The organism is Ramlibacter sp. (assembly GCF_029866045.1).
Taxonomy (GTDB): Bacteria; Pseudomonadota; Gammaproteobacteria; order Burkholderiales; family Burkholderiaceae_C; genus Ramlibacter.
In genome coordinates, this window is sequence record NZ_JARXAB010000168.1 from 1 (window position 1) to 11,039 (window position 11,039).

Consider the following 11,039-nt stretch of genomic DNA (forward strand, 5'->3'; position numbering starts at 1 on the left):
GCTTCTTCGGTACGAAGGCGCGCTTATTGGCGGTCACCCGCGGGCGGCAGCGGGCGGCCCGCCGGCAGGGGCGCCGCCGGCGCGGGCTGCGTCTGGGCGCGGGGCGTGGCGGCTGATGGCGAAGCGGGCGAAGAGGGCGAAGAGGCTGGCTGGGTCTGCGGCGTCAGGGGCGGCATGATGGCCGACGCATTGATCGGCAGGATGCTGCTCGGGGTTGGCTGCGCGTTGGCCTGCTGCACCCGCATCAGGTCATAGCGGTCGAGCGCCAGGGACTCGCTGCTGGCGTTGTCTCGCACCACCACCGGGCGCAGGAAGACCATCAGGTTGGTCTTCTTGCGGCTGCGGGTCTCGCTTTTGAACAGGCGCCCGATCAGGGGCAGGTCGCCCAGCCCCGGCAGCTTCTGCTCGTTGCCTGCGTATTCGTCTTGCAGCAGGCCACCGAGCACCACGATGGAACCGTTGTCCACCGCCACGTTCGACTCGATCGAGCGCTTGTTGGTGATGAGGCCCGAGGCCGAGTTGATGCTGCCCGCCTGCACGCTCGAGACCTCCTGGAAGATCTGCATCTTCACCGTGCCGTTCTCGCTGATCTGTGGCCGCACCCGCAGGGTCAGGCCCACATCCTTGCGCTCGATGGTCTGGAACGGGTTGACCGAAGCACCGCTGGTGTTGTTGCTGGTGTACTGGCCGGTCACGAAGGGCACGTTCTGGCCGATGACGATCTTGGCCTCCTCGTTGTCCAGCGTCAGCAGGTTCGGTGTGGACAGCACGTTGCCGCCCGCCTGCGTCTCGATGAAGCGGGCCAAGGCCGAGAGCGCGTAGGTGCCATTGAGGTTGCGCACCACACCCAGGTTGCCGCCGGGGGAGGGGAGCGTCTGACCGGTGGCGGCGCCGGCAGCCACGGAGAAGATGTTGGCGCCGCCCACGGTGAAGTTGGTGCCGATCACGCCCAGGGTGCTGTTGCCCGCGCGGCCGATCACCTCTTGCCACTGCACGCCCAGCTCGGCAGCGCGGTCGGTATTGACCTCGACGATCAGGCTCTCGACGAAGACCTGAGCACGGCGGGTGTCGAGCTGGTCGATCACCGCGCGCAACTGGCGGTACAGCGGCTCAGACGCAGTGATGATCAGCGCGTTGGTGGCCGGGTCGGCCTGGATCTGTCCGCCCGTGTTCGGCGGCGCGGCCGGCTGGATCGCTGCCGTGGCCGGGCTGAGGCCGGCCGCATTCACGGCGCTGGCCATGGATGCCCCGCCGCCAGTGACCGCAGGGCCCGGCGCGCCCGTGCCGGTGGCAGCCGTCGCGGCCACCTGACTGGCCAGCGCCGCCCGCAGGCTCACCGCCAGTCGGGTCGCCTCGGCGTTCTTCAGGTAGACCACATGAATATTGCCGCCAGGGCTTTGTGCGCCCGGTTGGTCCAGGCGCTCGATCAGTTGGCGAACGAGGTTCAGCCGCGCAGCATTGGGGGCGCGCACCAGCAAGGCATTGGCCCGCGGCTCGGCCACGACAGCCACCCGGCCGCTCTCGCCGCCGCCTGGCGCCGCCGGCCCGATGGTGGGGCCCGTGGCGCTGGCCTCGGCCAGACGCGCAACCAGCGGTGCGAGGTCGGACGCCGTCGCATGGCGCAGCGGGATCGCCTCCACATCGGTGGCGTTGGCCGTGTCGAGCGCGGCGATGATCCGGGCCAGACGGGTCAGGTTGTCTGCGTAGTCGGTGATCACCAGCGCGTTGCTGCCGGGACTGATGTTGATGGTGTTGTTGGGGCTGATGAGCGGCCGCAGGATGGGCACCAGATTGTTCGCCGACTCGTAGTTGAGCCGGAAGATCTGGGTGGTCATTTGGTTACCGGTCGGGGCGCGGTCCACCGACACCGGGCCGGCCTGCAGCTTGGCGTCGGCCTCAGGCACCACCTTGAGCAGGCCCCCGACATCGACCACGGTATAGCCGGACAGTCGCAGCATGGCCAGGAACTGCCCGTACGCCGCTTGGGGCGAGACCGGTCGCTCGGTGGCCAGGTTCATCGTGCCGCGCACCCGTGGGTCGACCACGATGCTGCGGCCGATGAGCGTGGCCATGGTGCGGGCCACGGCCTCGATCTCTGCGTTGGCGAAGTTGAGGGTGATGGGCTCGTTGCGGCCGGGCCGCGCGGGAAGTGCCAATGCGGGTGACCGCCCGCCGGCTGTCGCGGCTGTCCCGGGTGTTCCGGGTCTAGCGGCCGGTCGGGGTGCGCTGACCGGCGGCGCGGCCATCGGCGAGGCCAAGGCGGATGCGGCCGGCCCCGCCGCTGCGGATGCGCTGGCCGGGTTGGCCACACCCGACGCGGTCCTCGTTGGGGCGTCCACGGTCTGTGTCAATGCCGCAGGCGGCACCAGCAGCGCGATGGCAAGCACCAAAGGATGTAAGGCTGAAGGCATTGCGGCGGTCAGCGGTGCGCGAGCTTGAAAATTGGCCATAGGTGTCTCAGCCCAGTGTGATGAGGGCGCGCGGTCCGGCGCGGCGCCCGATGATGTTCAGGAGGTTGTCCAGTGCGGCCTCGCGCCCCGGCGCTGCTTGTGCGTCGCCGGTGAAGCGCAGGCGAGCGCCCACCCACTGGCCTTGGCCCTGGATGCGCAGATCGCCGTCAAGGGTGTCAAGTCGCAGTGCCGGCGTGTCGCCCCCTTGCAGTTGCAGCCGGTAGCTGCCCAGGGGCCGCAGGGTCGCCAGCCGAGAGGATGCGTTCACCAGGGCGAGGTCGGCCTGGCCCTGCACCTGCAGACGGCCTGCGGCCCACCCCAGGCGCAGGCCCTGGGTGTGCAGGCGCAGTTGGCCCTCGAGGTCCAGCGTGTTCCAGGGCGTGCCCAGGCCGGCCAGCAGACCCGCCGGCCACTGCGAGGCGGGCGTGTCCGCCAGGTGCAGCGCCACCTGGCCCGGGCGCCAGGCCAGGGCCAGCGCCAGTGGCGTCGGCGTACAGCAATCAGATTGCAGTTGCAGCGAGAGGCCTGGCAGGCCTCCGTCCGGGCCAGTGGCCTGTGGGCGCAGCCGCCATGCCACGCGCGTGGGCAGCGCCTGGGTGTCTTGGCTGCCTGTGCCGCCGGTGAGCACCAGCCGGGCCGAGCCCGTCCAGACGCTTCCCCTTGCGTCGAGCAATTGAATGCGCCCCTCGGTCGCGGTGTGGAGTGCAGCGGCCGCCCAGCGCGCCGGCGCAAAGGCCACCGTGGTAGCCAGCAGCCCGACGAGCGCGCCGGCCAGCGCCCAGCCCCAGGGCGCGCGATCAGCCAGGGCGAAGCCGCGCGAGTGCGCAGTCGCCGTGCGTCCGACGCGCAGGCGTGAGAGGCCTGGGCGTCTGGCTTGGCGTGCGGCGGCGGGCTTCATGGTGCGGGGCTTGGGTGGCTTGGGCGTTCAGCGGGCGGGCAGGGCCAGCGTGAGCGTGCCCTCCCACAGGCCAGCGGGGTTGCGTGTCAGTTGGGCTGATACCGGTCGTGTGCGCGCGTCGATGCGTGCCTGCGCCAGCCACTGGGCCAGCGCCTCGCCGCGTGCGCCGGTGAGCGTGAGCGTGGCCGAGTCACCCGAGAGCTGCAGGCGGGCCGACGCGCCCAGCTGTTGTTGCACGCTCGCTTCCAGTGCGCGCCGCGCATCATCGCGTCCGGCCTGCGGCAGCTGGCGCAACATGCGCGCCTGGCTCTCGAGGGCCTGCATGGTCTGCATCTCGAGGTCGAGCGCCCGTTCCTTCTGTGGCGCTTCGCGCCACAGGCTGAGGGCCGGCGCGAGTGCGATTCGCCAGATGAGTGTGCCTGCAACCAGGGCGATGGCCACCGCGACCAGCACCTGCTGGCGTCTTGGCTGCGCCTGCCAGCGCAAGGCCAGTTGCTGTCGCCAGGCCGTGGGCATGGCGGCGTCGCGCCTGCCTGGGTTGCGCCCGGGTGCACTCATGGCGTGCCCTCCGCGCGGAGCACCAGCGTCTCGCCATCGAGCGTGGCCCGGATGCCCTGGCTTTGCAGCGCCGGTGTCGCTGCTTGCAGCTGCGTGGCGGTCCAACCGAGTCCGCGTAGCCGCAGGCCCTGGGTGTCGTAGCGGATCTCGCTGGCAGGCCGGTCGCCGGCAAACGGCGCCAGCGCGCCCAGCAAGGCTTCGAGGTCGCCCGGGGCCGGCGCGCCGGTGGTCTGGCGCAGCGCGGCGACCTCGCGCGCCATTTGAAGAGGCGCGTCGATCACCACCTTGACCTGCGGGAAGTTGCGGGTGAGGGTGTCCTGGATGGCACCCCGGCGCGCCTGCAGCGCCTGCCGCTCGGCCCAGGCCCAGGCGTTGAGCCCGACCAGATGGGCCAGCAGTACACCCACTGCCGCCCAGCGCGCCGGCCGCCAGGCGGGCGATCGCAGCAGGGTGAGGGCCGCGGCCACGGCCTTCAACAGCCGGGTACGCCCAGAGCGAAGAAGGTCGAACTGCGCCAGGTCCCAGCGGGACTGGGACGCCTGCAGCCAGCGTTGACCAGCGGGTTGAAGCACCGCGTGGCGCTGAAGCAGCGCCTCCGCCTGGGCGCTGACCGCAGGCTCGGCAAGCAGCAAGGTGTCTTCGTCGAACTCGGGGAGCAGCTCGAGCGCATTGGGCTCTAGCGGGAGGCGTACCAGCGCGCTTGTACCCCTGGCAATCAGCCAGGGGCTGGCGTCAGCGTCCCCCTGTTCCGGCCCCTGAACTGCCAGCAGCAAGGGCGGCGACCCGGGCGCCACCTCGGGCACCAGCCGATGCGGCGCCTGGCCGGCGGCCTCTAGGATGTGCAGGACAGACTTGATCCAGGCCCTGTCGCACACAGCCACCCAGGCTGGCGCGCCCGCCCGGGCGCCGGGCTCTACTGCGAAATGGAGCGCCTCGGGATCGTCGAGCAGTTGCTCCTCGAGCAAGCCTTCGAGCGCCGCCCGCAGGCGTGGCGTGCCGGCGGCGACGCCGCGTGGCCAGTCGATCCGGTGCCAGGACAGAGCCTCGGCCGGCACCACCCCCACCACCTCGCTGCCCGGACCGCCCGTCTGCGGCAGCAGGGACGCGGGTCCGCGGCCCGATGTGGCCAGGCTGCGGCCATCAGGCGAGACGATGTAGGTGAATTCCAGCGCCCCCGAAACCGGGCCGGTAGGCAGCAGGACGAGAAGTGTGCTCATGAGTCAAAGTCATTGTAGGGATTGCACACGGTTTGGTTCCCTGGCTGGAGCATATGCCAAGGCCTATCCCCGGCGGCGCACTTGCGGCGCCTTTTCTGCGGTGGCGCACCGGCGCGCTGAATGATCCTCAGGACCCCGGTGCCGCTACTGCGCTCACCCGTTCACGCCGCAAGGTCTGCACCCGCTGGTTGTCGCGCTGGACCAGGCTGCGCTCCACCACCACCTGCTGATCCAGCCTGAGCTGGCCCCGCACCTCGAAAAAGCGGCTGCCGACGCTGGCCACGCCGTCCCCGGTCCGCGCCTCAGGGCCCAGCAAAGGCGTTGCATCGGCCACGGTGCGCAGGTGGCTGGCTGAGCGCTGCGCCACCAGACGCTGCGCATCCGCCAAGCCGATGCCGTCCACCGCCGCATAAATCACCGGTGCGGGCGCCGTGTTCAGATTGATCGGGGTCCGCGCTGGCAGCACGGTGACGTAAGGCGCGATCGCCTTCACCGAGGCCGGCGGCAGGCCTAGCCAGACCAGCTGCGCAACCTCCTGCGGCAGCAGCGGCACCGGCGACCCGTCGGCGGGGAGCGCCTGCCGGCTGGCCTGGCTGGCACGCAGAAGCTGCTGCGCCAGGGCTTCCACCTGCCCGGTGGGCAACCCCAGGAGCTCGAACAAGCGCACGAAAGCCCGTGTACCTGCCGGTGACACCCGGTCGCTCTCGACCAGGTTGTTCACATTGAGCCGGGATTGCAGGTCCACGATCTCGCCAGACAAGAAGCTGCGCTCGGCGCTGCTGCCACTGATGTCGGCATCCCGGTTGGCGGCCAGAAAGGTGGCGAGGCGGGCCTCGCGCAGCGGCACTGCCCAGGGCTCGCCCAGGTGGTCGACGCTGCCGGAACTGCCACCGTCTTCGCGCAGGATCAGGCGTGCCCAGTCCAGCGCACCCGACAGCACCCAGCTGGACTGCGCGCGCTGGCGCTCCGCCGACTCCACCTCCGCCGCCCGCCACTGCTGCCACAGGCCCGCCGCGGCCAGGGTGGCCACCATGGCCACCGTGAGCAGCGCGACCAGCAAGGCGGCGCCGCGCTCGGAGTGACCCGCGCCCTGCCTCATGACCGGGCTCTTCCGACACGCGGGTTCACCCAGTCCAGGGTGAGCGCGCCTGGGACCGCCCATGAGGCCGGCATCCGCAGGACCAGGCGTACTCCCTCGGGCAGGCGTGTGCTGCTGTCTGCCGAGGGCAGGGGGGACGCGCCGCCCGCGGGCTGTGCGGGCCGATTGCCGGTTTGCGGGGCGTCGCTGGACTGCGGGTTGACCCAAGCGTCCTCGCGATAGAAAAAGATCTCCCAGTCGTCCAGCGGCAGCAGGGCGACTTCGCGTGCCCGTTCGGTGGCGCCCGGGTTGCGCGCCCAAATGTCGGCTTGCGCCCAGGCCGCTTGCACCTCGCCGCGCTCGGTGGTCGGCGGCGACTGCCAGCGGCGCCAGCGGCTTGAGCCCTCATCGCTGCGCCGGGTCCAGGCCACCACGGTGACCGCGGGTCCGGTGGTGCTGTCGCTGCGCCGCAGCATGCGCAGCACCTGGCCGTTCCACTCGATTTCCGGCAGCCCTGGCTGGCTCACGACCGCATCCAGATCGGTGCGCCACTGGGCCAAGCCGACCTGCAAGGTCATCACCTCGTCGGCTCGGGCCTGCACCTGGGATTGGGTACGCACCATGCCATCGAGCCCGCGCCAGCTCAGAACAGCCACCAGGGACAGCACGAACAGCGCGACCAGCAGCTCCACCAGGGTGAAGCCGCGGCTGCGCCGGAGGTGGGTCTGCGCCATCTCAGTACTGGCCCACCACGGTGGACATGTGCAGCAGGCCTTCGGCACCGCGCCGCACCCGGGCGTCGACCCGCCGGAAGTTCGGGTTGGGCGTGGGCGCCACCAGCAGCAGCACCTCGAAGGCCTGCTCGCCCTGGCGGCAATTGGTGCTCGTTTCGCCCAGGCCCGGCAGACCTGGCGTCAGGCGGACCGCGGCCAGTGCGTTGTCGGCGCAGGCCTGGGCCAGAAGCATGTCGCCCTGGCGGCGTGCGTTGTCGGTGAGCGCGGCGGTGGCCTTGAGCCCCGCCACCAGCGCAATCGCCACCATGCCCAGTGCGACCATCACCTCGATCAGGGTGAAGCCCCGCGCGGCGCTGCGTTGCAGCCAACCTGACCCCTGTCGGTTGTGAGCCCCCTCCGTGCTGCGACCGCGTGGCAGTGACGCCCACCGCGACGCTCTCATGGTGGCGCCCCCGGCGCACCGACGCGAAAAGGATGTAGACCGTCGGTCGCCACCTGCACCGGCCGGCCGGGCAGTGCGACGGACTCGATCAGCACCGACTGCGGTGGCAGCAGGGGCTCGGGCCCCAGCACCAGCTCGGGTGTGCCCTGCACGCGGGTGTCCTGGCTCAGCCAGCGGCTGGTCCGGGGCGCGTTGGCTGACGGGTTGGGCGCGGTGCTGCCGGCAGCCGGTAGGCCCGCCGTCGACTCAACGACGAACCCCCCTTCTACCGGTCGCCAGCGCAGCGCCTGGCCGCTGCTGCGGGACTGGGCGCGGGCCGACTCGAGCAGGGCCGCCAGCCGCAGGCCTTCGCGTTCAAGCTGCGATGCGGCCGAGTCGCGCAGGGCGAACATCACGCCCGCGCTGCCGATGGCAATGATGGCCACGACGACCATCAGCTCGATCAGGGTGAAGCCGGCTTGTTGGGGGCTGGTTTGTTGGGGTGTGACTTGTGCAGGCCAGGTTCGCGTAGGCCTGGCTCTCAAGCCTCTGACGCTCGCGTCTTGGGTTCGCGAAGGACGGTCATTGACCGACAAGGGCTTGCCAAGCGCAAGCAGCAGGGGCTGGCCCCGCAAGGACGGCACGCTTATCAGCCCCTCGGGGCTACTGCCAACTGCCGATATCGGCATTTTTGCCCTCGCCGCCAGGCTGCCCGTCTGCGCCCAGGGAGAGGATGTCGACCTCGCCTTTCACGCCCGGGTTGGCGTATTGGTAAGGGCGCCCCCAGGGGTCGTTGGGCAGTTTGTCGAGGTAGGGCTTCCAGTTTGGCGGCACCGGCTCGGTGCCGGGCTTGCTTGCCAGGGCTTGCAGACCTTGCTCGCTGGTCGGGTAGCGCTGGTTGTCCAGCCGGTACAGTTTGAGCGCCTGCATCAGGTTGCTGATGTCGGTGCGGGCGGCGGTGACGCGGGCGTCGTCTGCCCGGTCCAGCACATTGGGCACGATCAGCGCTGCCAGCACGCCGATGATGACCAGCACCACCATCAGCTCGATCAGGGTGAAGCCCGCCGCGCGGCGCAGGCGCCCGATGGCGTGTCGGGCGTGTTGGCGGTGCAGGGGGTGAACGCGGCGCAGGCGGCGCAGTCGGTACGGGTGGTTCACAAAGGAGCTGGTGAGCTTCATGGGGTGATCAAAAAGCGTTAGCGCCATGATAATGCAGACATCTCACCGCCGGGCCCGCCATGATGATTTTGCCGACCCTCACCCCTGCCACCGATACGCGCGCGCCCTCCGCAGGCTTGTCTCGCTTCGCCCCTCGGCTGGCAGCCGGCCTGCTGGCGGCGGCTGCTGCCGCCAGCCTGAGCTACTGGGTGCTGCAAATCGCCGACAGCCGGATGGCCGCCGCCGGTGAGGCCTCGCCTGCCGCTGGCGCTCGGCTGCCTGAGCCTGCGGCCCCGGAGCGGGTGGCGCGCCTGCTGGCTGCGCCTTCGGCGCGTCCCGAGGCAGCCGTCGCCGCCCTGGCGGGTAGCCAATTGCAGCTCACGGGCGTGGCCGCTGGCACCTCGGGCCGCGGCGCGGCCCTGATCGCGGTCGACGGCCTGCCCGCAAGGCCGTATTCGGTGGGCATGCCTGTCGGCGAGGGCCTGGTCTTGCAGTCGGTGCAGGGTCGTCGCGCGCAGCTTGGGCCTGCTTTGCAAGGGCCGAGCACCGTGGTTCTTGAGCTTCCCCCTTTGCCGCGCTGAACCGGCTTGAGCCGGGTAGGGCCGTCTAGGGCCGGGCTGACTCGCCAAGGTCAACGACTCTTGGCAGAGGCCCCAATGCAGACGCACCAGGGCAAACGCCCTACGACAGACGCGTCGGGCTGGATGACCCAGACGACGTACCGGGTCCCCGCCCGCCCTAGGCGCGCAGAAACAGGCGGTAGACCGGGTTCTGGGTCTCGTCCACGTGGGGGTAGCCCAGGGTGTCCAGAAACTCCTTGAACGCCTTCATCTCGCCCTTGGGCACCTGCAGCCCCACCAGGATGCGGCCATAGTCTGCGCCCTGGTTGCGGTAGTGAAAGAGCGAAATGTTCCAGCCCGGTCGCATGTGCGAGAGAAACTTCATCAGCGCCCCCGGGCGCTCCGGGAACACAAAGCGCAGCAGACGCTCCTCTTTGGCCAGTGCCGAGGGGCCGCCCACCATGTGCCGCACATGCTCCTTGGCCAGTTCGTCATGGGTCAAGTCCAGCGCCTCAAAGCCCTGGCGCCGGAAGGTCGCCGCAATGCGCGCCGACTCTCCCTTGCCCTGGGTGGTGAGGCCCACGAACACATGGGCCTTCTCTGAGTCACTGATCCGGTAGTTGAACTCGGTGACGTTGCGCGGGCCGCCAGGTAGCTCGCCGATGAGCGTGCAAAAGCGCTTGAAGCTGCCGCGCTCTTCGGGAATCGTCACCGCGAACAGGGCCTCGCGCTCTTCTCCCACCTCGGCCCGCTCGGCGACGAAGCGCAGCCGGTCAAAGTTCATGTTCGCGCCGCACAGAATAACGGCGTAGGTCTCGCCTCGCTTCTTGTGCTGGGCCACGTAGTGCTTCATGCCGGCCACTGCCAGTGCGCCGGCGGGCTCCACGATGCTGCGGGTGTCGACGAACACGTCCTTGATGGCGGCGCAGACCGCGTCGGTGTCGACGGTCACGAAGTCGTCGACCAGGTCGCGGGTCAGGCGGAAGGTTTCTTCGCCCACCAGCTTGACTGCGGTGCCGTCCGAGAACAGGCCCACGTCGGCCAGCGTCACCCGCTTGCCCTTGCGCACTGACTGCAGCATGGCGTCGGAGTCGTTCATCTGCACCCCGATCACCTTCACCTCGGGCCGCACCGCCTTGATGTAGCTGGCCACGCCAGAGATCAGGCCACCGCCGCCGATGGCCACGAACACCGCGTGCAGCGGGCCCTGATGCTGGCGCAGGATCTCCATCGCGATCGTGCCCTGGCCGGCGATCACATAGGGGTCGTCAAATGGGTGGACGAAGGTCATGCCCTTCTTCTTCTCCAGCGCCAGCGCATGGCCATAAGCGTCGGAGTAGCTGTCGCCATGCAGCACCACCTCGCCGCCCAAGCCGCGGACCGCGTCTACCTTCACCTGCGGCGTGGTCACCGGCATCACGATCACCGCCTTGCAGCCGAGCCGATGGGCCGACAGGGCCACGCCCTGCGCATGGTTCCCGGCCGAGGCACAGATGACGCCACGCTTGAGCTGCGCTGGCGTGAGGTGCGCCATCTTGTTGTAAGCACCGCGCAGCTTGAAGCTGAACACTGGCTGCTGGTCTTCCCGCTTGAACAGCACCTGGTTGTGCAGCCGCTGGCTGAGATTGCGCGCTGGCTCCAGCGCGGACTCGATAGCAACGTCATAGACGCGCGCGGTCAGCACCTGGCGCAGGTAGAGGTCAGAGGCCTTGGTTGTGGTGGTGGTAGTGGTGGGGGAGCGGGAGGCCATGCCGATTACATCTCTTCAGCGTTGTTACTTCAGGTGCGTGACTCGGCCGTTTTAGTTCTAAAGGCCGTATCGCGCATGGATTGCAGTTTCTTTGTCGGTATTTCGCCGCTCTGCAGGAAATTTTTCTAATGACTTCAGTCTCGTTGACGGACGGTGCGAGGGCTCGGTTAATGGATGTTCAGCAAGGGGTGCCATGGTGAGCGCTGCAACGAAAT

The 11,039-nt window shown here is 69.6% G+C and carries 11 protein-coding genes; 1 reads left to right on the top strand and 10 read right to left on the bottom strand.

Annotated features, from left to right (window positions below; genetic code table 11):
* Positions 1-23: 23 nt before the first annotated feature.
* The 9 genes from gspD to gspG form a co-directional block, all read right to left on the bottom strand.
* Positions 24-2,156, bottom strand: coding sequence for a type II secretion system secretin GspD (gene gspD, locus QE494_RS16645; RefSeq protein WP_300045171.1), 2,133 nt, complete (start codon positions 2,154-2,156; stop codon positions 24-26).
* Between the two features lie 301 nt (positions 2,157-2,457).
* Positions 2,458-3,348: a type II secretion system protein N gene (locus QE494_RS16650; RefSeq protein WP_300045173.1), complete on the bottom strand. Its 891-nt coding sequence runs from the start codon at positions 3,346-3,348 to the stop codon at positions 2,458-2,460.
* Between the two features lie 27 nt (positions 3,349-3,375).
* A complete protein-coding gene (gene gspM, locus QE494_RS16655; protein ID WP_300045175.1) occupies positions 3,376-3,906 on the bottom strand; it encodes a type II secretion system protein GspM in 531 nt (176 codons plus the stop codon).
* Positions 3,903-5,123 (bottom strand): type II secretion system protein GspL, encoded by a 1,221-nt coding sequence (gene gspL, locus QE494_RS16660; protein WP_300045178.1) that lies wholly within the window; start codon positions 5,121-5,123, stop codon positions 3,903-3,905. The genes gspM and gspL overlap by 4 nt, the downstream gene beginning before the upstream one ends.
* 127 nt (positions 5,124-5,250) lie before the next feature.
* The gene (gspK, locus tag QE494_RS16665; protein WP_300045180.1) at positions 5,251-6,222 is read right to left on the bottom strand and encodes a type II secretion system minor pseudopilin GspK; all 972 of its coding nucleotides are present in this window, start codon (positions 6,220-6,222) and stop codon (positions 5,251-5,253) included.
* Complete coding sequence (locus tag QE494_RS16670; RefSeq protein ID WP_300045182.1) at positions 6,219-6,935, bottom strand: type II secretion system protein J; 717 nt, start codon at positions 6,933-6,935, stop codon at positions 6,219-6,221. The genes gspK and QE494_RS16670 overlap by 4 nt, the downstream gene beginning before the upstream one ends.
* Before the next feature lies 1 nt (position 6,936).
* A complete protein-coding gene (gspI, locus tag QE494_RS16675) occupies positions 6,937-7,377 on the bottom strand; it encodes a type II secretion system minor pseudopilin GspI (RefSeq protein WP_336619447.1) in 441 nt (146 codons plus the stop codon).
* A complete protein-coding gene (locus QE494_RS16680; RefSeq protein WP_369289729.1) occupies positions 7,374-7,901 on the bottom strand; it encodes a Tfp pilus assembly protein FimT/FimU in 528 nt (175 codons plus the stop codon). Before QE494_RS16680 ends, gspI begins: the two co-directional genes overlap by 4 nt.
* Positions 7,902-8,019: 118 nt before the next feature.
* On the bottom strand, positions 8,020-8,469 hold the full coding sequence (gene gspG, locus QE494_RS16685; RefSeq protein ID WP_336619448.1) for a type II secretion system major pseudopilin GspG: 450 nt from the start codon (positions 8,467-8,469) through the stop codon (positions 8,020-8,022).
* A gap of 125 nt (positions 8,470-8,594) precedes the next feature.
* On the opposite strand from gspG, the gene QE494_RS16690 reads away from it, so the two are divergent.
* Positions 8,595-9,095, top strand: coding sequence for a type II secretion system protein N (locus QE494_RS16690; RefSeq protein ID WP_300045186.1), 501 nt, complete (start codon positions 8,595-8,597; stop codon positions 9,093-9,095).
* A gap of 157 nt (positions 9,096-9,252) precedes the next feature.
* On the opposite strand, the gene ilvA is transcribed toward QE494_RS16690, so the two are convergent.
* Positions 9,253-10,824, bottom strand: a complete 1,572-nt coding sequence (gene ilvA, locus QE494_RS16695; RefSeq protein ID WP_300045188.1) for a threonine ammonia-lyase, biosynthetic — start codon at positions 10,822-10,824, stop codon at positions 9,253-9,255.
* Between the last annotated feature and the right edge of the window lie 215 nt (positions 10,825-11,039).